The sequence below is a fragment of the Terriglobales bacterium genome (assembly GCA_035651655.1).
Lineage (GTDB): Bacteria > Acidobacteriota > Terriglobia > Terriglobales > Acidobacteriaceae > DASRFG01.
The window spans coordinates 361,392-382,865 of the sequence record DASRFG010000023.1 but is presented as its reverse complement, the minus strand read 5'-3'; the positions used below and the strand labels follow the sequence as shown (position 1 = coordinate 382,865).

Annotated in this window: 19 protein-coding genes; 9 read left to right on the top strand and 10 right to left on the bottom strand. The window is 55.7% G+C overall.

Translation table 11 applies throughout. The annotated features are described in order from the left end of the window. Nucleotides 1–182: 182 nt before the first annotated feature. The 3 genes from recR to dnaX all read right to left on the bottom strand — a co-directional run bounded on the left by recR (nucleotide 183) and on the right by dnaX (nucleotide 3,040). Nucleotides 183–782, bottom strand: a complete 600-nt coding sequence (gene recR, locus VFA76_10110; protein ID HZR32188.1) for a recombination mediator RecR — start codon at nucleotides 780–782, stop codon at nucleotides 183–185. Between the two features lie 61 nt (nucleotides 783–843). Continuing rightward, nucleotides 844–1,155 (bottom strand): YbaB/EbfC family nucleoid-associated protein, encoded by a 312-nt coding sequence (locus tag VFA76_10105; GenBank protein ID HZR32187.1) that lies wholly within the window; start codon nucleotides 1,153–1,155, stop codon nucleotides 844–846. 55 nt (nucleotides 1,156–1,210) lie between these two features. After that, complete coding sequence (gene dnaX / locus VFA76_10100) at nucleotides 1,211–3,040, bottom strand: DNA polymerase III subunit gamma/tau (protein HZR32186.1); 1,830 nt, start codon at nucleotides 3,038–3,040, stop codon at nucleotides 1,211–1,213. 194 nt (nucleotides 3,041–3,234) lie between these two features. Between dnaX and VFA76_10095 the strand changes: the two genes are divergently transcribed. The 3 genes from VFA76_10095 to VFA76_10085 all read left to right on the top strand — a co-directional run bounded on the left by VFA76_10095 (nucleotide 3,235) and on the right by VFA76_10085 (nucleotide 4,531). Further along, complete coding sequence (locus VFA76_10095) at nucleotides 3,235–3,579, top strand: STAS domain-containing protein (GenBank protein ID HZR32185.1); 345 nt, start codon at nucleotides 3,235–3,237, stop codon at nucleotides 3,577–3,579. Between the two features lie 171 nt (nucleotides 3,580–3,750). Further along, the gene (locus tag VFA76_10090) at nucleotides 3,751–4,179 is read left to right on the top strand and encodes a hypothetical protein (GenBank protein HZR32184.1); all 429 of its coding nucleotides are present in this window, start codon (nucleotides 3,751–3,753) and stop codon (nucleotides 4,177–4,179) included. Between the two features lie 16 nt (nucleotides 4,180–4,195). Next, nucleotides 4,196–4,531 carry an MGMT family protein gene (locus VFA76_10085; protein HZR32183.1) on the top strand — a complete coding sequence of 112 codons (336 nt, stop codon included), beginning with the start codon at nucleotides 4,196–4,198 and terminating at the stop codon, nucleotides 4,529–4,531. 36 nt (nucleotides 4,532–4,567) lie between these two features. Here the strand turns inward: VFA76_10085 and hemQ are convergent, their stop codons facing one another. Next, nucleotides 4,568–5,461 (bottom strand): hydrogen peroxide-dependent heme synthase, encoded by an 894-nt coding sequence (gene hemQ, locus VFA76_10080; protein HZR32182.1) that lies wholly within the window; start codon nucleotides 5,459–5,461, stop codon nucleotides 4,568–4,570. Nucleotides 5,462–5,990: 529 nt separating this feature from the next. Between hemQ and VFA76_10075 the strand changes: the two genes are divergently transcribed. Both VFA76_10075 and VFA76_10070 read left to right on the top strand, forming a co-directional pair. Then, nucleotides 5,991–6,587: a cytochrome c gene (locus VFA76_10075; GenBank protein ID HZR32181.1), complete on the top strand. Its 597-nt coding sequence runs from the start codon at nucleotides 5,991–5,993 to the stop codon at nucleotides 6,585–6,587. A 125-nt stretch (nucleotides 6,588–6,712) separates the two neighbouring features. Continuing rightward, entirely contained in the window at nucleotides 6,713–7,219 is a 507-nt protein-coding gene (locus tag VFA76_10070) for a nuclear transport factor 2 family protein (protein HZR32180.1), read from the top strand. A gap of 10 nt (nucleotides 7,220–7,229) precedes the next feature. Here VFA76_10070 and VFA76_10065 read toward each other — a convergent pair whose 3' ends face one another. From VFA76_10065 to VFA76_10045, 5 genes are all read right to left on the bottom strand, one after another. Further along, the gene (locus VFA76_10065; GenBank protein ID HZR32179.1) at nucleotides 7,230–8,486 is read right to left on the bottom strand and encodes a DUF711 family protein; all 1,257 of its coding nucleotides are present in this window, start codon (nucleotides 8,484–8,486) and stop codon (nucleotides 7,230–7,232) included. A gap of 415 nt (nucleotides 8,487–8,901) precedes the next feature. Next, on the bottom strand, nucleotides 8,902–9,888 hold the full coding sequence (locus VFA76_10060; GenBank protein ID HZR32178.1) for a glycoside hydrolase family 130 protein: 987 nt from the start codon (nucleotides 9,886–9,888) through the stop codon (nucleotides 8,902–8,904). Nucleotides 9,889–9,979: 91 nt separating this feature from the next. Beyond that, nucleotides 9,980–10,333, bottom strand: coding sequence for a hypothetical protein (locus tag VFA76_10055; protein HZR32177.1), 354 nt, complete (start codon nucleotides 10,331–10,333; stop codon nucleotides 9,980–9,982). Nucleotides 10,334–11,077: 744 nt separating this feature from the next. After that, a complete protein-coding gene (locus tag VFA76_10050) occupies nucleotides 11,078–12,103 on the bottom strand; it encodes a hypothetical protein (GenBank protein HZR32176.1) in 1,026 nt (341 codons plus the stop codon). 287 nt (nucleotides 12,104–12,390) lie between these two features. Continuing rightward, the gene (locus VFA76_10045; protein HZR32175.1) at nucleotides 12,391–14,541 is read right to left on the bottom strand and encodes a hypothetical protein; all 2,151 of its coding nucleotides are present in this window, start codon (nucleotides 14,539–14,541) and stop codon (nucleotides 12,391–12,393) included. A gap of 374 nt (nucleotides 14,542–14,915) precedes the next feature. On the opposite strand from VFA76_10045, the gene VFA76_10040 reads away from it, so the two are divergent. Together VFA76_10040 and VFA76_10035 are read left to right on the top strand one after the other, a co-directional pair. Beyond that, nucleotides 14,916–15,929 carry an alcohol dehydrogenase gene (locus VFA76_10040; GenBank protein HZR32174.1) on the top strand — a complete coding sequence of 338 codons (1,014 nt, stop codon included), beginning with the start codon at nucleotides 14,916–14,918 and terminating at the stop codon, nucleotides 15,927–15,929. 210 nt (nucleotides 15,930–16,139) lie between these two features. Then, on the top strand, nucleotides 16,140–17,837 hold the full coding sequence (locus VFA76_10035; protein HZR32173.1) for a VWA domain-containing protein: 1,698 nt from the start codon (nucleotides 16,140–16,142) through the stop codon (nucleotides 17,835–17,837). 166 nt (nucleotides 17,838–18,003) lie between these two features. Here the strand turns inward: VFA76_10035 and VFA76_10030 are convergent, their stop codons facing one another. After that, nucleotides 18,004–18,564 carry a DUF308 domain-containing protein gene (locus tag VFA76_10030; protein ID HZR32172.1) on the bottom strand — a complete coding sequence of 187 codons (561 nt, stop codon included), beginning with the start codon at nucleotides 18,562–18,564 and terminating at the stop codon, nucleotides 18,004–18,006. Between the two features lie 210 nt (nucleotides 18,565–18,774). Here VFA76_10030 and VFA76_10025 point away from each other — a divergent pair, with 210 nt between their 5' ends. Both VFA76_10025 and VFA76_10020 read left to right on the top strand, forming a co-directional pair. Beyond that, complete coding sequence (locus VFA76_10025) at nucleotides 18,775–19,428, top strand: MarC family protein (protein HZR32171.1); 654 nt, start codon at nucleotides 18,775–18,777, stop codon at nucleotides 19,426–19,428. A gap of 151 nt (nucleotides 19,429–19,579) precedes the next feature. Continuing rightward, the gene (locus tag VFA76_10020) at nucleotides 19,580–21,298 is read left to right on the top strand and encodes a hypothetical protein (protein HZR32170.1); all 1,719 of its coding nucleotides are present in this window, start codon (nucleotides 19,580–19,582) and stop codon (nucleotides 21,296–21,298) included. Nucleotides 21,299–21,474 lie beyond the last annotated feature (176 nt).

Sequence of the window (21,474 nt, the reverse complement as noted above, 5' to 3'; positions counted from 1 at the left end):
GGAAACGGACGCGTAGACAGTTGCACGTAACGGGCCACGGGTGGCCCTTACAGCTGTCTTAGGTACTGCCTTCGTAAGTTGTTGATGAGCCGATCAGGTAAGAACGGCCTGGGATTTTGTCGCAGTTGGGTGTGCTAAATCTTTTGCACAAATTAGGAAATGAGTGATGCCTGCCGCACGGGCTACACTTCCCGTCGCCCTTCCATGGCCTTGAGCATAGTGACCTCGTCGGTGTACTCGATGTCGCTGCCCACAGGAATGCCCATTGCGATGCGGGTCACCTTTACGCCGGGCCGCCTTAACAACTGCGCAATATAAACCGCGGTGGCTTCGCCTTCGACCGTGGGATTGGTGGCGATGATCACCTCATCCACTTGGCCGGCTTCGACTCGGCGGGTCAGATTGGCAAGGCGGAGTTGGTCAGGCCCGACGCCATGCAGCGGCGAGATCGACCCATGCAGCACGTGGTAACCGCCATTGAAATGGCGGGTCTTCTCGATCGCAGCGATATTGGTGGGTTCCTCCACCACGCAAACCTGGCGCTGGTTGCGGGTTGCGCTGGCACAGTAGGCGCAGGGATCAACATCAGTGATGTTGTTGCAGACGGAGCACAGGCGCAACCTGGCCTTAACATCGCGAACCGCCGCCGCCAGAGCTTCGGCGTCATCGTCGCTTGAGCGCAGCACGTAGAACGCAAGCCGTTGCGCGGTTTTACTGCCAATTCCTGGCAGCTTCTTGAATTCGTCAATCAGCCGCGACATCGGCTCGGCAAATTTGGACATAGGAAAAAGTGAAATCGGGAAATGTGTTATCGGATGATGTACCAGACTAAAAATTATTCAGTTACAAATTCATTCCAGGGATCCCCATTCCGCCTAGCATGCCACCAACCGTGGATTGCATAGTTTCATCCACCTTCCGGCCGGCTTCGTTGACCGCGGCAGTCACCAGGTCCTGAAGCATTTCCACGTCCCCGGACTTCACCGCCTCTGGATCAATGGTCAGGTTCAGCACCTGCTTGCGTCCGTTCATCCTTACACTGACGGTGCCGCCGCCAGCCGAGGCCTCTACGACCGTCTCTTCCATCTTTTTTTGCAGCTGGTCGTAATGCCGTTTGGCCGCTGACATTACTTCTTGCAGATTGAATCCCGCCATAATTCCTCGTGTTATGAAAAGGAGACGCCCGCCCGCAGGCGCCTCCATAAAAACATCAGCGCTTGTCGCGGTGATCAATAATGGTGCGGATTTCGGCGCCGAATTTTTCCTGCATGCGACGCACTACTGGATCATTCACCGCCCGGCTGCGGCCCTCACCGCCACTAGACTGCGTATTATTGGAACGCGCACGAGCGTTGCCGTTGCCCGCACCGCCGCCAACCACTCGCACTCTCATTGGGCGTCCGGCGGCGTTGCTGGCGGCTGCGACCGCAATCTTTTTCGGCGCAGCCCCAAAAGCCATCTCCACCACCACCTCGGAAGCTGCAGCCTTGATGGTGAGCTCATTGCCTTGAATTTGCCAGTCACCATCATCCAGCATGGATGCCAGCATGCGATGGCCGCCCTTTTCCAGATCGGTCAATACCGCCTGGCGCAACTTGTCATCGGCGCCTGCCGCCGCTGGCTCTGGAACTGCCTGTGGGCCAATGCGTTCTTGCGGCTCTTTCTCCGTGGCAATGGCCGGAGCTGCCGCCCCCATCACAACTGCTGCTCCAGAGCCGCTAGCTGAAAAGGGGCTGTAGGCCGCTTCCGTGGCAGAATCGCTCTCCATCCTTGATCTCGGACCTTCACCTTTGCGAGCACTATCAGCCGCAAATGGCGAAACTCTGCCAGGCCTTTCCGCGGCTGGCACTGTACTTTGTGACGGCAAAGAAGCTGTAATCGATGAGCGGACGGGAGTCGCCGCGGCCGAACCCGCTTCGCTCAGCACTTGTTCGATGGGCAGCAGCCGCTGCGCGTGCGCCATTTTCAGCAGTCCCAACTCAAGATGCAGCCGCTGTTCCTGCTTGTATCCCAGCTCGCCGTGAGTACGCAGCATAATTTGCAGGAAACGGGCGAGGTCTTCCTCGCCAAACATTTCTGCCACACGCGATACCCGCGCTCGCTCATCACTTGAAATCTGCAACAGTTCAGAATCCTTACCGGCCACCTTGGCCACAATCGCGTTGCGTAAAAACTTAACCAGCTGGCGGGCAAAGTGAGTGGGATTCTGCCCCTCGGTGATCAGCTTGTCAGCAAGGCGCAGCACTTCTTCGCTCGATCCCCGTTCCACCGCTTGCATTACTTGTTCCAAGCTCGCGGAGGGAACGCTGCCGACAAGTTGACGTACAGTGTCTGCAGTTAAAGTATCGCCACAACAGGCAATAGCCTGGTCGAGGATTGAAAGAGCATCGCGCATCGAACCGTCGCCGGCTTCTGCCAGCAGCGCCAGAGCATCCGGCTCATACTGGATTTTTTCCCGCCCGGTAATTTCCCGAAGTTGGCTCAGAATGTCGTCAAATCGAACTGCATGAAAGCTGAAGTGCTGGCAGCGCGAGCGGATGGTCTGCGGTATGTCCTCAGGTTCGGTGGTCGCCAGCATGAAAACCACATGCCCCGGCGGCTCTTCCAACGTTTTCAGAAGCGCATTGAAAGCGGCATCCGTAATCTGGTGGGCTTCATCCAGGATCCAGATCTTGTAGCGGTCCCGCGCCGGGCGATAGCGTGCTGCATCGCGCAGCTCCCTGATCTCGTCAATACCGCGGTTGGTGGCGGCGTCAATTTCGATGACGTCAACCGAATTCCCGGCACGAATTTCCGTGCAGGATTCGCAAACTCCGCAAGGCTCAGAGACCGGTTTGTCGGCCGAGCGGCAATTCAGGGCCATGGCCAGGATGCGCGCCACGGTAGTTTTGCCGATCCCGCGATGGCCGCTGAAGATGTAGCCGTGGGCGATCCGCTCCTGGGAAATGGCATTCTTCAGAGTACGCGTAACGTGCTCCTGCCCAATGACATCCGAAAAACGTTGTGGACGGTACTTACGCGCGAGGACCTGGTAACTCATAGCGGAGAATCTGATTATACGTGAGGCCGGAGCGGCCTGAGCGCTGCTTCGGGTAGCGAAAACCTTGTCGAAATTGGCTGTTGAAACTAGGGTCAGAGCTGCGGTAAGCCTAATTTCCCCCTTGCCGGATGCCCGTCTCTGGCGTTAACCTTGCGGGCTGCGCTTGTTGGGAGGGATTTCCTATGCAGCTCAAAATGAGTACCCGGGTGTTGGATGGCGTCACGGTAGTGGATTGCGTCGGCCGCATCGTGTTTGGCGACGAAGCCGCTGCCCTGCGGGAAACCGTGAAACGATTACTGACTGATACCAAGCAGATCGTCCTTAACCTGAATGACGTCAACTACATTGATAGCGGTGGACTGGGCACCCTGGTTGCCCTTTACACCACCGCCCGCAACGCCGGCGGGGATGTAAAACTGGCTAGCTTAACCAAGAGGGTAGGCGACCTGCTGCAGGTCACGAAATTACTAACGGTCTTTGAGGTTTTTGACAGCGTAGAAAAGGCTGTGCAGTCGTTTCGTAAAGTCGCCGTCGCCTAGGTCATTTTCCTTTGGGGACTGCAGCTTGGCGAAGGAAATTGCCGTCCGCAGTCCTCAACCTCACCTTCTTATGGCCGTTTCCTTTGACCACGAGATCGCACCTTGCAAGGTGCGTGCATCATCCATATTCTCGACGTAAGCTCCTCACCGATTAGTCAAAGGCTAAAACGAATGTTAAGGTTCTACGCCCCCATCATCATCGTGGTGGTAGCCACCACTCTCTATCACATTGCGCAGAAGTCCATTCCGGCACAAGTGAATCCCATGCTGTCGCTGATGGTGAATTACGCCACCGCGCTGGTGGTCTCGTTGTTGATTGTTCCTTTTTATCCCGGCGATTCACCAATGACTTCTTCGTTCAAGTATCTGAATTGGGGAAGCTTTGCCGTGGGCATCGCCATCATCGGAATCGAGCTCGGCGTATTGCTGGCGTATCGCGTGGGATGGAAGATCAGTCTGGTGGCGACGATTGCAAATGCCATGGCTGCGCTTCTGCTGGTTGGCGTGGGGCTGTTGTTCTTCCGCGAGCACCTGAGCGGCAAAAACGTTTTGGGAATTGGGCTGTGCATCGCCGGCCTGATGCTGATAATGCAGCGCTAATCTTACTTGGTGAATTATGCATAAGCGCATATTGGCAGCCATTGCAAAGGTCCCGCGGGGAATGGTTTGCACCTACGGCGGAATCGCCCGCGCAGCCGGTTTTCCGGGAGCGGCGCGGCAGGTGGTGTGGGCTTTGCATTCGGCGCACGGTCTGCCCTGGCATCGAGTAGTAGGTGCGGGAGGCGAGATCAAGTTGCGCGGAGAATCCGGGCTGGAACAGCGACTGCGCTTGCAATCAGAAGGTGTGGCCTTCCGCGGAAGGCGCGTGGACATGGGCCAGCACGAGTTTCGGTTTGCGGCTAAACGTGGAACGAAAAAGAAGAACGCGTCGCTTAGGGGTCGCTCTGCATAGCAAGCGCACACGCTCAAAGACGATACCTTTGCGCAGCTATGCCATGGGTTGTTTTTGGCTGTGTTCGGGTAGGTCGCCGGAGAGCAATTTCCCCAGGTCCGCGGCCGCACAGCGCAGTCCTACGTAGAACTGGCCAAACAGAGCGTACACTGCGCTGACCTCATCGAAGCGCATTTCGTAGATCAGCTTTTTGAAGACGAGTGGATTATCGGCGAATAAGTCAACGCCCCACTCCCAATCGTCGAATCCAATTGATCCGGTGATGATCTGCTTCACCTCGCCGGCGTAGCGGCGGCCCACCATGCCGTGTTCGTGCATCTGTCGCTGCCGTTCCTCGATGGGCAGGGTGTACCAGTTCTTGTCTTCTCCCCGGCGACGATCCATGGGATAGAAGCACAGGTAGCGGTTCGGCGGCATCTCGGGATAAAGCCGCGGCCGCATGGACTCGCGCTGCCGGGCCAGCATTTGGTCTACTTCTTTATTCCATTCCTCGGAGTGAGGCGCGAGACCTTGATCCGCGAGCTGCTGGTAGAGCTTCACCGACGAGTCGTACAAGCCTAATTCGACGACTGACAGATACGAGCTCGTGGCCTCCAGATAATCGCTGAGCCGCAACCGCGCCAGCTCCAATTCCGCCTGTTTGAGCTCGTCAAATGAGTTGCGAAAATGTACGAAGATCAGGTCGCCCTTGTGGCCGAGCAGGGAATAGAGGGCGCTTTGCCTGGGCTCCATCTGCTCCAGCGCAAGACGGGCCTCGCGCTCGATCTCCGACTTTTCTTTTGGCGCGAGCTGCCGCCACCCCGTCCAGCGGAAACGAAACATCTGATGCAGCACGCTGGAACCTTCAATGGTGAGAGGGACCGGTGGCACTTCGCTGCGTACGACAGTTGCGCGCGCAGCCGTGGGCTGAATTTTGCTGCTTGCCGACATAGAATTCCTGGCGCCTATTCTATCGTGGAAAGCCTTAGATATCGGTCTTTAAGCCGTTACACGAATTACAACCTGAGCAAGTTGTCCACGGCGCAGGCGCTCATGATTTGCCGGCAACGCTGTCACGTTCGTTGACAACTTGTGAGGTGCTCGCAGCATCCAACCAACCGTTTATGGCTGTTCCGACCCTTAGCGACGAGCAAATGGCCGAAATGGAGCGGCACCTGGGCAGACCGCTGACGCCTGAAGAAAGGCGCATACTGTCGCTCACTGTTCATACCTCGCCCATTAAATTTAGCCGCTGCTCAGACGCGCAACGCAGCAAACAAGCTGCCGCAGCCTAGAGCTTCACCGACGCGCCTTCCAAGTAAAGACACCCGCTCTGACCCGCAATGGTTTCTATGCCAGCGCCGCACAATAGTATTTTGCTTGATGCGCGGTTAGGGGCAATCTCACGCAAACCAGAGTTCCCTGGTGTAGCATCAACCCAAGCTTCTAAGACAAACATGGAGTGCATCGGGAGGCTATCGTGCGACCTTTCATGGTTGGTTTGATTATCGGCTTGCTCGCCATACCTGTGGGTATATATGTGTATTTCGCGACGGGTATGGTGCCGGTAGAGACCTCGGCTCAAGCCCCGGCTTTTGAAACAATGCTGGCAAAAAAGGCGCTGCATGCACGGGTGGACAAAGAGATGCCCAGGGATGTTCCGATTGAGGCCAACGAATCAAACTACCTTGCCGGGGCGCAGATTTATCGCAAGCATTGCGCCATGTGCCATGGCCTACCTTATGAAATGTCTCCCCCGCCCATCGCCAAAGGCGAATATCCCAAGCCTCCTGAACTGTTGCGGGGCAAAGGTGTGACCGACGATCCTCCGGGCGAGAGCTATTGGAAGGTCGCTAACGGCATTCGCCTCACCGGCATGCCAGCATACAAACCCACCTTATCAACCGCCCAGATGTGGGAGGTCAGCATACTGTTGGCAAATGCAGACAAGCTACCGCCCTCGGTGCAGGCAGTGCTCATGCAACCCGAGACGGCGAGTGCGCCTGCAGCGGTGCCACCCGCTCCCGCACGCGTTCCTGTGCGGCCACGGACACGCGTGGTCCCCGCTCCGCATTGAGAAGCTCAGGGACTTACACCTTACACTGCGGTTCATTTGACAATCTGTGATGCTGAGACCTAAGCTGGCTCCCCTTAGGCCCCTCGGAACTTGTCAATTCAATGCGAAAGAAAGAGGAGCATTTCATGAAACGTATCAGTGCTTTCCTGCTGGCCGCATTTTTTTCCATGGCGACGTTGATGGGTCCGGCGTTTGCTCAGGACGAGCCCAAAGGCGACACGGACAAAGACAAATCGAGCAAGAAGAGCGCATCCCGTAAGGGTAGCGTGGAAGATCAAATCAAGAAGCTAGAAATGGACCGCGTGGAGGCGGTCAAAAAGGCCGACGTTGCAACGCTTGATAAATTGACCGCTGACGACTACACCCTGATCAATGCATTTGGCCAAGAGATGGATAAGTCGCAAACCATGAATGCTATAAAATCCGGCGACATAAAAATCACTTCCAACGAACTCTCTGACTTGAAAGTGCGAGTCTATGGGAACACCGCGGTGGTGACCGGCAAGTCCGACGTGAAAGGCACCATGGGCGGAAAAGACATAAGCGGCCAGCTAGTGTTTAGCCGTGTTTATGTGAAGAAGAATGGTCGCTGGCAGGCTGTACTCTTCCAGCAGACCCGGGTTGCGTCTTAGCCATTCTCGTCTAGGGCAGTTTCTGCAAAACCGCATTGGCAAGGCGGGGGTCATCGAATTCAGTCTTGTCTCCCGCCTTCTTTCCCGCCACCGGTTGTAGCCGCGCAGAGAGCGGCTTCTTCCACTTGTACGCGAGCGAAGCCATATCGCCGAAAATGCGTGCTAACTGCTCTTCGGTTACATCGCCTGGCAGCGGCACCGTGTCCAGGCCGGTTCCGCAAACCGCGGAGTATGCCAACAGGGAATCAATGCTGTAGGTGCTTTCGGTCCAACGCTGTGCCAGGACTGTGTCTTCAAGCACCGGAACCATTAATCCCGCGTATCCTACCTGCTTAACCGGCACGGCCTTTACCGCACGCGTAATCGTAGCGGCTGCTGTCATCGTCCCGCTGGAGCCGAACTTCGCGCCGGTTAATTTTTCGATGGCTTCGCCCATTGAGACCGTCCCCAGAGGAGCGGGTGTAGGGTCAAGTCCCATGTAGGTCCAGCCGGAGCGGGTTTCAACTTGGCGTGCGATCTGCTCGCATTCCACATCGTAGCGGGTCAGTTCGGCGGTAAGAGCTTGGGCGGCGGCTTCAAAATTCCCGGGATGGGCCGCAAAGACATCCTGCACCACATTGGCGGCCTCAAGACCCACTGCGAACTGATGTCCGGCGCCGGTGTGATACGAACCGGGAAAGAACGGACCATAGGGCGCCAACATGGCAGTTGTGGCAAAACGAAAGGTCGCCTGGCTGTGCGGACTGTGCTCAGAAAGATATTTCAACGCGCGCGCTGCCGCGCGAACTGCATTCCAGTGGATCCCGTCCTCTCCCGCGACCACCAGGCTGGCATTGAGCTGCTCAGTTTGCGCAAGAACCCGAGCCATCAGGTCGGCATTGGCTTGTGGATCAGAGTCGCTCAACATCGCCGGGCCGATGTTCGGCAAAAATGATTCTCGCTTGGCGAGCTGATCGAATCCCCTGAAGAAGGCCATTGCCTGCTCCTCACTGAGCCCACGAATAATTTGCGGAAATGGCTGTGTGATGATGCGAACAGTCTCTACTTGGTAACCGTGTTGCTCGTACGCACGTTGAGCGTTGCGCAGCATGGCGAGCGCATCGCGTACCTGGCCTTCGTAGTTCGCAGCATCTACTTTTACAAATGCAGCGATGGTGCGGACCTTAGGTTTCGAAGCGCCCTGCGGGCCAGCAGTTTGTGAATGAGCGGCCAAAACGCAAAGTGTGCTTAGGCAGGCCAGCAGGATTAAGCGGCGAAGAAGCATCATGCGATCCTCCGCCAGCATTATGGCCTAAATGAATAACGTTTGACTCAGCTGACCGCCATCTGGAAGCAGCGCTGCCAACGCTGCGAAATGAGCAATCTTCAGCCGGTCTCGCCGCATTTTGGACACCGGCACCACCGATTATGGGCGCCAGACCAGCTGTTGCAAAATGCACAACGGCACTGTTGGATGTGCGTTCCCCCAACTTCGCCACAGGAAGGGCACACACATCCCAAGGTGTGCTTTCCCCCATCCTCACCACACATCGGGCATTTGCAATTGAGGTTGTGTTTTCCGCCGTATTTGTAGGCAGTGGAGGGACACATAACGAGAGTGCAGGCTTTTCGAGGCGGACACAAGATACTCCGAAATCAGAAAAGATCACAAGCCTAGTTTGCGAATAACAGAACGGCGGGAATTATGGGCGATAGGTAGCGGTCGCCACGCCGACATACTGATCGGCAGCACCGTAGTAAAACAGCCAGCGATCCTTTTCCCGGACAAGTCCTTCGACAAACACGACGTTCGGCACTTGGCCAATCTTCTCCCATTGCAGCTCGGGTTGAAAGAGGGGCTGGTCAGACCGCGCCAGTACTATTCGTGGGTCTCGTTTATCGAACACGACCCACCCAGTGCGGTAAACCAGGTGGTCGTCAGCGCCGTTATAGATAAGAAAAATGCCGTCGTCAGTCACGATGGGGGGAGGCCCCGGTTCTACTACTCGCGAATCGAACCGGCCGGGACGGCGCGGCAAGACCGGACGATCGAGAGCATCCGTCCAATGCACGAGGTCAGATGAATAGGCGACGCCCATCTGGTCGGTTTTGTCGCGAGCGGTTCCCAGGTAATACATCCAATATTTGCCGCGGATTTTCTCCCGGAGAATCGCGCCCGACTTGGTCCACCCGATATTCCAGCGGCCCTTGTAGGCGGGTAAGAGAATTCCACGGCGACGCCAATGAATCAGGTCCGTCGAAGTAGCCAGGCAAAGGTGAGCATCGTGTTTGTTATATCCGGTATAGGTTAAGTAGTAAGTGTCGCCAATTTTGATCAGCCTCGGGTCTTCCACGCCACCGCCTCTCTCGTACGCGCTTTCAGGTACGAGCACAGGACGCGAACGGCGCGAGAAATGAACGCCGTCGAAGCTGCTGGCATAGCCCAGACTTGAGCTCCCGTTCTTGTCCTGCGCGCGGTAGAGCATCAGGAATCGCCCACCTTCTTCAAGTACGGCAGGATTGAACACGCCCGCTGCTTCGAAACCGCTGCCTTGCGGCGCCAGAATCGGTCCCTGGACCAGCCGCTTCCACTCTCCAAATGGAGCTGTCGAGCGAAAAGCCGCCTGCTCCCCTGAGAAGAGAAACGTGCAAACCAAAAGTAGCGCAACTTTACTTAAGCGGAAGGTCATCGGCCCGTGCTCAATCGTACATGCGAACACACTTCTTTACTTCCGCGCTGTCCGCATGACGACCAGGAATTGGGCAGGAGTGTGGCCGTGGTCAGGCGGTTGCGACCAATTCGCCCACGCGTGCCAAAAAATGCTCGGGCCCATCCACCCGGGAGATAGCAGCATCCGGGCAACTGTCTTTGGGCAGATAGGTATACCAGCCGGTAAGCAAAGCAACCGATTGCGGTGGGTAGGCGAGCTTAAGCTCTTCGCAAAACTCCAGCGCCTCAGCGGATTCCGGATTGGCCGTGATGATCACCAAGGCGTAGTTGCCCGGCTTCCAGACTCTCCTGGCCTCAGAAACACTGCTTGCGCTCGCAACTTCATAGCCGGCCGACTCGAGAATGCGGCTGTGCAAGAGGTCTGGGTTCGGAGCGACCAGCAGAATACGTTTACGAACGGACATCAAGGGGCTTTCCCTGAGGTGAATTGGCCAGCAGTGACCCCGATTATAGATGCAATCGGACGGAACTGAGTCATGCGCTCGGCCAGATTAATCCAGCTTCTCTGAATCCGATCACCTGATAGCGTCTTCCGCCTTCTTAACGCAGGCCGCCTGGACCACCAAGCCGTCGCAGTCAAACCATCCATCAACACGGGGGCGACAAACGGATTTCTTTGCGAAACGCATCTCGGTGACGCAATTTCTGGGTAGGACAAAATGGGCCGCCCGCGAGGTATACCGGCTGGCACAGCTTGTGAGCAGCGACAGGGTCACGATCAAGATGCTCGCCCGAGACTTCATTGTTCGACAGTAATCCGTTTTCCGCGAGGGTCAACATTACGGAGGTCGGAGTAACGATTCTTGTGCAATGGGTGGGCACCATGGAATCTGCAAAGAGCAATGGGAATTAGATTCTCGCAATGGACGTGGATAGCTGACTCCTCCCGCTGTGGAATCAAAGATTTGCAGTGGCCGCACTGGAAATCTTTGTGTTCACAGCAATTACGCTCCGAGCCTTGCGGCCCCGATCTCTATCAGAAGCAACGACGAATGCTCGTCGCAGCGTTCCGAAATCGGAGCACAGTCGGAGTGTGGAGAAAATCAGGGATATTTGTCAAGCACTGAATTGGGAAAGAGCAAGGATGGGGCAAGCGGCCTCGAACCAGCGCCTTTTTATAAGGCGTGAAGGCCGCCTGCCGAGACTTTCTACCAGATTGAGACCTTGAGTTTGTCCACCCACATGTACCAGGGGTCGCCGTACAGGTCGGTGTTCTGCTCCCATTGGAATTTGAAGTTGTGGCCGGCTGCTACCGGCGCGGCCGGCATGGGCGTGTTCAGCTTGAAATCTTTGCCATCCACGCGCAGGGCCACGAAGTGAACATATTTCGTATTGCGGTCCCGCGTGCCATAGAAGGACACGGTGTGCCAGGAATCGGGTGGCCACCTCTGGCAAGGGATAGAAGTGTGCTGCCAGTGCCGTGCCTTAATGTTCCAGACGTCCCACCATCCGCTTCCGTAGGAACACTGTGTGCCAAACCAATACTTGAAGCTGTCATCCAGAAATAGCGTGTCAAATTCCATGCCTTGAACCACGTAGCGTCCGTTGGGCTGTTTGGTTTTGGGTGCAGTCCAACGAAAGGTGATATCAAACCGAACGTGGTCGGCCCAGCGCTGGTCTCCAAATTCCTTGACAAAAAGATCGTCTGCCCAACGTTGATAACCACCTTTTATGTATCCCAGCATGGAACTGCCGTCCAGTGAGGGGCTGCTGACTCCCTGCTTAAACCAGAAGGTCGCAGTTACTCCGTTGGCGCACTTATCACACCCATGCCAGCCGCCCACCTGATCAACATTAGTCCACGTTTTTGCGCTTGATGGCGGGGTAGGAATGAGCCCGACAGTGCCGGTGCCGCCACCCGACCCGGAGCCTGTAACGTTTACGGTCAGCTTTGAGCTGCCGCTGGCGCCAGTCGAGTCCCATGCCTTCACGGTGACGCTGTGCGTGCCCTTGCTCATGCTGACATACTGCGCCATGTTTGAGCTCGAAGTGTTCTTCCTAAAAGCTAGAGCCGAATCCACATAAATGGCCCAGCCCGTGATGGGGTGGCTGGAGCTCGCCACCCCGGCCACACTGACCGGCGAGGTTGTTCCCGATGACTTTGCGGAGACGCTAACCGCCAAACTTGGAGAGGTCGCGAGCAGGATCCATGCAGCCACTTTTGCCAGGTTCATTTAACAACTCCTCAAGAAGTGGTGACAACGTAGGGCTGACGGTCTTAAGCGCAAGGCTCAAGCTGACATACAAAGGAGTAACAGTTCGGGGGAGAAGCGCCCATCCGTTAAATGCCTCAGAATTGGTGAAATCCAGAGACAAACAATTTAGAGAGATCTTCTAAGGTATGTAGCCGGGGGTGTACTAAGGGAATACTGGGGCCTGTGGGAAACTCCGCCCCGAATTTGCGGAGGATTGAACAAAGTGCTGGCGGCAATAGAGGAATTCGCGCACAACCAGCCGAATTTTATTGCCACTCGGTTCCCATATTGTCGTCGGTAATAACTCGCCGATCTCGGAACAGCTTTGAGTATGTCCGTGCATCCTCGATGGCTAGGCGCGTGCGGAACGGGTTAGCCTCGGAGCCATGATCCGGCAGCGAAAGGACGGCAGTTAAGATGTTTTGGTCCTCGGTGCGGCTTAAATCGAGCACCGGTCTTCCATCGATCCGATAATCCAGCAAGATATTCCGCCACCGTTCTTTGTTAGTTTGAATAGGAGAGTCGCTTACTGCTAAGAAGTTGACGACCCTGAGCGAGTACGGAAAAACGGTGCTTCCGGTGAGGTAAACCTCCTCGCTGTCGGTCGTATTGTAAAAGTGCACGCCGCCCGGCTTTAGGTGCCCCCGAATCAATCTAAGGAACTCCGCTGAAAGCAGGTTGCTGGAGTGAGCACGCCAATGAAAGGTCGTGTTCAGGACGATAGCGTCGAATGTTTCCTCAGGATGCCGCAGCAACCATCTGCGTCCGTCATCAATGATGATTTCCACTTTAGGATTCCGGAGAAGACTGGCCACCTGGGGGAAGTTGGGAATAAGTCGCAAGTAACCCGGATTGATTTCTACAATTGTGAGTTTCTCCAGTTGAGGGTGATTTGCGATCACCTGTGCCCACGAACCTGAAGCAAGGCCGATCATCAATACTTGCCTCGGATTGGGGTGAAAATAACTGAGGGCGAAGGGACGCACGATCAGGTTGGAATCGTGAACAAGATCAATGTTGAAGCGTCCGTCGTAAACTCCACCACCAAAAACCACGCCATCGGGGGTTACAGTGACTACACCGCTCTTGGTTTCGACCACATACTTAAATTGGAGTTGGTTGTGCCATATCTGTTTCAGCAATAGACGCTCATAGATGCTGCCGAAGAGCGCCGGCGCAGATAGAAAGAGAACGATTACGAGTAAAGCACAACCAGCGACAGAGACAAGTGTTCGGGACAACGGCGTTTGCACGGCCACCAACACCGAAACGCCGATAGCAAGTCCCACAACCGCCAAAAATACCGCTATCTTCTGGATTCCCCAACGATCCATCAAAATAAAACCTACCAGGAAGCTTCCCGCAGCCGAGCCCACGATATTGCTGAAATACAAATAGCTGAGCCGGGCACCCGCTTTTTCCCCTGGGGGAATGGAGACGTGAGCGAGAAGCGGGAAGGTCATTCCCATGAACGCTGCCGCAAAACCAATGAGCGGCAAGGCGGCATACAAGCTAAACCAGCGAACTACGAAGGCCATAAATGGCCCTACAAAAAATCCAAACAGGTTTGCCAGGATAATGAAGAAGCCTACGAGCACGAGGAAACGTTGCTTATGGCCCGTGTAGGAGCGGCAGATGTCTTCGCTGATGCGTGATCCAAATGCAATGCCGGCAAGGTACGTGCCCAACATGACCGCAAAACTGGCGGCCTTGCCGCCGGTGGTATAGGAAAATAAGCGGTACCAAAAGATTTCGTAACCGAGGGCGATAAATCCCGCCAGGGCTGCGAGCAGCACGGCCAGTACCAGTGCGATGCCGGCGTCAGTTGAGGATGAGTTGTTTATATATCCACCGACGGCAGGCGCGAGCTCGCTTGTTGCCTTTTCTCTCCGCCGATAAAAGAAGAGTGCGCCCAGACCAACACAGGCATTGATGGCGGCCGCGATCTTGATTGAGCCTGACTGACCAAGCACTCGCATCAGGAATGCGGCGGCGGCGAAGCAGGCGACCGCTGAGCCCATAGTGTTCGCAAAGTAGAGTCCGGCAACCGAGCCTCCGACACTGCCGGAGAGGCGCACGCTGTGGGTCACCAGCAGAGGCAAGGTGCAGCCCATTAATAGCGTTGGGAGCAGCACCAACAGCAACGAGATCAATCCGGTTTGCAGTTGGCTGGCGCCGGCGGTGTACAGCGCAGCCAGATGAAAAATTCGCAACGATGCCAGACCGAGAAAGGAGATGGCCAGCTCTGCCACACCGAACAGAGCGACCAAAGGCAGATGACGCTTGGAAAGTTCGCCGCCCAGCAAACTCCCCAAGCCAAGCCCCAGCATGAAGCCGGTCACCACCATGGTGACGGACTCAATGTTTACGCCATAGATGGTAAATAGAGCACGTTGCCAGACGATCTGATAGATCAACGCTGGAAATCCGGAAAGAAAAAACAGCAGACAAAGAAGCCACAGACGGCCGTGCCGGCGTGAAACCCTCGCTGTGTTCAAGGATTCAATTCCCAAATTCTCTGGACTGAGAGTCTGAGTCATCAGGGTCGAGAGCAGAATGACCCAAATCCGTGAAGTCGGCAAGAGCGACGCAGGCACACGCCAATCCGGGAATCGAACTGCGCAGGCTCATTCCACCTGCCAATCACACCTGATCCCCTTCGCTCTCGATCAATGATTCGTGCCGGCATTCCTTAACAAGAGCTGCTTTGGAAGTAATGAATATTTAAAATGCTGCTCCGCATCCAAACCGCTGACGTGAATTCTCGAGGAAATAGAGCGGAGATAAAGCAATGCCCAAAATGAAAGTCGCGCAGGTACCGAAGGCGGGAGCCGATTTTGAGCTTGTCGAGCGGGAGGTCCCCCAGCCAGGGCCACGCCAAGTGAGAATTCGGGTCGAGGCTTGCGGAGTCTGTCACAGTGATGTCTTAACAAAGGAAGGCGTCTGGCCGGGCATTGTCTATCCGCGTGTGCCCGGACATGAGGTAGCCGGCAGAATTGACCAGGCTGGCGCAAACGTAACCGAGTGGAAGAAGGGCGAACGCGTGGGCGTGGGGTGGCATGGCGGGCAGGACGGAACCTGCCTGGCTTGCCGGCGGGGCGATTTTGGAAACTGCGCCAATCTTAAGATTGCCGGAATCAGCTATGACGGTGGCTATCAGGAATACATGCTGGCGCCAGTTGAGGCGCTGGCGCGAATGCCGGAGTCACTTGATGCCGCGGAAGCCGCACCACTGCTGTGTGCGGGCGTCACCACTTTTAACGCGCTACGCCACAGCGGCGCGCTGCCGAGCGACTTGGTGGCGGTGCAAGGAATCGGTGGGCTCGGGCACCTCGGCATTCAATTCGCGCAGAAGTTCGGCTACCGGGTCGCGGCCATTGGACGCGGCCCGGAGAATGGCATCTTGGCAAAGAAGCTGGGAGCCAGCGTTTACATCGATAGCGTCGCAAAAAATCCAGCCGCAGAGCTGCAGAAGCTCGGCGGCGCCCGCGTGATCCTCGCGACTGCGCCCAACTCGAAGTCAATGTCTGCGCTGATTGATGGCCTTGGCAACAATGGCACTCTGATGGTTGTAGGCGCCAGCTTCGATCCGATCGAGGTCACCCCCATCCAGCTAATTCAAGGCAAGAAGAACATCCAGGGCTGGGCGTCCGGGATCCCCACCGATTCCGAAGATACACTCCGCTTCGCCGAGTTGACCGGAGTGCGCCCCATGATCGAAAAGTATCCGCTCGCGAAAGCCGGCGAAGCCTATGCGCGCATGATGAGCGGCCAGGCTCAATTCCGTGTCGTGATCACGATGTGAGTGATGATCCACTACGCGCGGTGTTTCAGGGAGGGAAGGGCCAGGCCACCTGCATTCAAGGTGATCTAGTTCCACGATTAGGAAGCCTCTCCCATTGTGAATAGCCCAGTGTAGATGTACTCTCTCTATACATCGTGGAGAGAACTGGCCGCTCCCAACCTCACCAGTGAACTCCCAGCGAAGGCCCCGCCTTCCATTATCCGAGGATATATGACCAGTCGAATTGGCACGATGGTTGCTGCAGCTCTCCTTATCACGCAAGGGACTCCTCCGCTTGTGCTCGGTCAATCCACAGTTCCGAAGGATTCGGGGACACCACGTTTTGTGTCGCACACGTCACTGGTGCTAATTCCAACCGTGGTTACGGAACATGGCGGCGTCCATGTAACGGGATTGACGAGGGACGATTTCAAACTGCTGGAGAACAAACAATCGCAGAAAATCTCAATCTTCGAAGAAATCAAGACGGAACCAGGCAGAATTCGGCGTGTTGATCAAAATGATATGGGATTCACCAACGCGGTAACGCCTGATGCGAAGACTCAACGTCTCACCATGATCGTGCTAGATACGTTAAATACTCGCTTCCAAGACCAGGTACACGCGCGTCGTGAAATCTTAAAATTTATAGACGAGAGTCTCCAGCCAGGTGAAGCGGTAGCCCTGATGACGATCGGCTCTAACGGCCTCAATGTAATCAACGATTTCACAACTGATCCCAAAGTGCTCTCCGCAGCGGTCAAGAAAGTGCGCGGTCAGCAATCGAGCTTGGAGAAGAGCGCGGCAGACATGGCCGATTTGCAATCGGAATTGCAAGTCCAGCGCCAACTTGGACGTGCCCCGTCGAATGAAGAAATGATTACCCAGCAGCTGCAAGGGTTTCAGAGTGGCATATTCGACCAATTTGAACAGCAACAGCAGGTGCGCGGTGTAGAGATTACACTTCGCGCGCTGCGGCAGATTGCGGAATCGTTCTCGGGAGTACCGGGAAGGAAGTCGCTGATTTGGGCCACCGGCGGTTTGCCTTTTGTGGCTGACGATCCGGTCTCATTCCGCTTTGGAACGGGTGATCTGTTGCCCCTGTATGAATCCACCTGGAATGCTATGAACGAATCGCAAATATCGGTTTACCCCCTGGATATGGGAGGACTATTCAACCCCGGGTTTGTATCGCCTAGATTCGGGAGATTTGCCCGCTCTCGTCGCATGATCGACTCGGTCTCGAACCTGGAGACGTTCGCCAAGATGACCGGTGGCAAACTATGCGTTTACAGAATGAACCTGGCCGGGTGTTATAACGACACGCAGAAGGACGGAACTCAGTACTACCTGCTCGGCTACTACACTGATGTGAAAAAAGGTAAGAATGGGTGGCGAAAGGTGGAAGTTACAGTGCGGCGGCCGCAAGTTGAGGTTCGGGCCCGCACGGGCTATTACGTGAGCTCAAAACCACCCGATCCGAGGAAGTCTGAACGAGAGGATATGGACACTGCCGTCATATCGCCAACCGACTTCACCGCCGTTCCTATGCTGGTGCGTTGGACAGGCAAGACATCCGACGGTCCGAAGGTGCAGCTCAAGTTCCGATTCAATGTCCCGGGTGCGGGTATCTCGATTGATGAGAGCAATGACAATCTAGTCAGCGTCACCTTTGCGGCTTTCGCAAAAACCCCGGGCGGCATTGCCGGAGATTTTGTAAAGGAACTAGAGGGTAAGCTCCCGGTAGCGACAGCCGAAGAGGTGGTGGCGCACGGGGTTGTTTACGACGGCATGATTACCGTACCGCCGGGAAAGTACACGGTTCGGTTCATTGTGCGCGATAACCTCAGCGGTCGAATGGGAACTGTTAGTGTTCCGGTGGAAGCCGACCAAACTGCAGAATCCAAGACTACCCCGGCGCAGCCGTAGTCTTGCACTTCACCCGCTACCCCACTGACCGATCCATTGCACGAGCCGCGGCCGATGACACAACTGCGCGAGGGTGCAACCAAGAATCTTTGTCATTACACCATAGGTTCGGCGCGCGCGGCGGGGCGTAGTGCTTTGGACGCTGATGACAACGTAGGCCCTGCGACTATGCTATCGCCGCGGCCGTAACCTTGCGCACCGCTAACGACAGCATTACCCGAGTAATCCCGCTGATGATCATGCTCACGCCCACCAGGGTGCCGATTGCCCAGGCGGCGCTCGACGGCCATTGCAAGTAAATCAGCAGCCCCAGCAGGAGGGTGATAATCCCATCCACCAGGACCCAGCTCGAACCCCGCGTGGATCGCATCTTGAAAAACAGAACAATGTTCAGGATGCCCTCAATCAAGAAGAGCGACGCCAGGATTAACGTCAGAGCTGTAACTCCCAGAACGGGATGGGTGATCAGGTACACACCGAAGACGAGATACGCGACGCCGACCAGCAGCTTCCAGATCATGCTGCCAGCACCATGGGCGTGAAACGCCAGCACCAGGTGAACCACGCCTGCCAAAACGATGAGCCAGGCGATCACTACATTGACCGCCACGGCCGCCAGAAATGGCGAACTGATGGCCAACATCCCAAAGATGATCAACAAAACGCCCCACGCAATTGACCAGTTCGAAGCTTGCCGCACAATGCCGGCTGGAGTTTGGGGTGCCATAGTGGACCTCCTCAAAAGGCGGCCCAAGCCTACTCCTAAATAAAGATTTATTGAAGGCACAAGATAGGCTTTCTCAGTCTGAGACGACGAACCTGCCTGTAGAATTCAGCCCTGATTGCTGATCGCGGCTGCTGCTGCGTTTCGGAATATTACGGGAGACAGCACGGCCACGAACGACAACTTCGGCCAACCTGCGGGAGAGGTGCTCCAATGATTCAAGCTGCGAAGAGTATCTTCCTCGTCGTGAGTGCGCTCTTTCCGATTGTGGACCCGATCGGCGGAAGTCCCGTGTTTCTGGCGCTCACCAGAGATCACACAACTCACACACGGAAATTGCTAGCCCGCCGCATCGCGCTGAACAGCTTTGTACTGCTGATCGCGTCGTTCACCATTGGATCGCGCGTGCTCTCATTTTTTGGGATTTCGCTACCCGTAGTGCAGGTGGGTGGCGGGCTGATCGTTATTTCCACCGGTTGGGTGATGCTGAAGCAAAAAGACGACGATGACCGAAGAGCAATGGGGCGAACCGTCAAGCGCACCAATGTCCTGCGGGATGCGTTTTACCCGCTGACGCTGCCCTTGACAGTCGGCCCAGGCTCTATCTCAGTTGCCATCACGCTAGGCGCCAATGAACCGCAGCACTTGGGCACGAGCCTGCTGACCATTATCGCGGCGGCCATTGGCTGCGCGGTGGTGGCGGTAACGATTTATCTCTGCTACGGGTTTGCAGACCGGCTGGCGGTGGTCATCGGCCCGACCGGAATGAACGTAGTTCTAAAGCTGTCGTCGTTTCTACTGGTGTGTATCGGCGTGCAGATCTTTTGGAACGGCGCCAGCCAGTTGCTCGGTTCCTTGCTGCGTTGAGAGAAATTGAAGTGAGAGCCTCACCAGCGCAGAATAATTTGTTAGCTTCTCATTCCGCTTTTCCGAATCGTTGCGCCAGTCGAGTTTATAAAAGGCAGGCAGGCGGGGTTCGATCCGTCGTACACTCTGGTCTTCACTTCCGCATTACAAAATGAGCAAAGACACCACCTCACCTCCACGTCGCAAAATGGTCAGGTGGTATGACCCGGTTCAGCTACTCCATACCGGCGTGGAAGTGATCGTCTCGGCTGTGCTGGGTACCAGATCCGATTACAGGGTAATGGAAAGCTTTAGTGGCCCACAGGATGTGTTTGATTACAGTGGCGAACGAGAAATCTGGATTGACTATGTTGCGGACCTAGGGGATGGCTGGAATTCGACCCATACCATTGCCACACTGCTGGCTAAGGATTTGCTCGATGTTCCTGCTCCACAACAGGAAAGTTCAAAACCAGGAAGTCCAAGGCAGGAAAGTCCCCCTGTTCGGACCTCTCGTGGCCGGATACTTATTATGGGCGGCGATGAGGTATATCCGGTAGCTAGCCGGGACGGATACCAGGAACGTACGGTCGCGCCTTACAAAAGCGCGCTGCCACGCACTGAACCACCACATCCGGTGATCTTCGCCATCCCAGGCAATCATGACTGGTACGATGGGCTGGTCAGTTTCACGCGCCTGTTTTGCCAACATCGTTGGATCGCCGGGTGGCAAACTCGACAAAAGAGAAGCTACTTCGCCCTGAAGCTCCCGGCGGGCTGGTGGCTCTGGGGTGTGGACCTCCAGCTTGAGTCGGATATAGACCAGCCGCAGCTCGAATATTTCTGTGAAGTGGCCAAGAAGATGTCGCCAGGGGACCAGGTTATTTTGGCTACCGCAGAACCGGACTGGATTTACGGAAACATTTACGACCCTAAGCTCGGTAAGAACATCGCCTTCCTTGAAAAGAACGTCATCCGCGAGCTCGCCAGCGCGAGGCTGATGGTCGCCCTGGCCGGCGACCTTCACCATTACCGCCGACACGAGTCCCTCGACGGAGCACGCACTCAGTTGATCACTTCCGGAGGTGGTGGGGCATTTCTCCACCCAACGTACGGTTCTGATGTGAGCGAACTGAAAGTGGGTAAAGAGCCAGTCACTCGCTACGCACTCAAATCCGAGTATCCCGACCAAAAGACGTCGAAACGTCTCCTGTGGCGTGATTGGCTGTTTCCTTTTTACAACCCCACTTTCGGATTGCTTACGGGAGCAGTTTATTTGGCGATTGCCTGGATTTATCGAGAGCCTGTCCTGCGGGAGCTTGGCTGGCTAGCGCCCAATCCGCCAAAATTGGCTATGGCGGAAGCATTTGTCCGCGCGTTGGTCGGTTCTCCCGCTGGCTTCTTCTGGATGTTCGCTGTGATTGTTGTGTTCTGGGCGTTCACCGATACGCACAAACCTGCCTACCGGTATGTTGCCGGAACAGTCCACGCGCTGTCCCATCTGGCGGGAATTATTGTTGCCAGTTGGGTGGCAATCCGCATCACCACGGACTTCGCGGGTTTCGCTGCGGGTTCATTAAAGGGAATCCTGCTGGATGCGATTTTGATATTCGCTGTTGGCTATGTCTGGGGGGCCATGCTGATGGGCATTTATCTTTTTGTGTCCTTGCGTTTCTTCCGGCGCCATGCAAATGAGGCATTTTCGGCTTTGCATATAGCCGATTACAAGAACTTCCTCCGCATGCACATAGATCCTTCGGGCACGCTGACTATATTCCCTATCGGCGTCGACAAAATTCCAACTCGCTGGGATGGACAGGCGAGGTCCTCGTCGTTACCGCCGCACATTGATCCCAAGCTGATTGAATCTCCAATTAGAGTGACAAGATAGGCGCCAAGCAAGCAGGACCGAGGTGCCGCCGGGTACAAAACCACGGTACACTGACCTTCGCAACCAAAAAGCAGCGTGCGATTGCCGCGCTTTCTCTTTATCCACCGACGCGCGCAGCGGCTTTAATTAATGCGGGTAGAATATTTTTGCCTTGCCAAAGCAACACAAAACCTGGA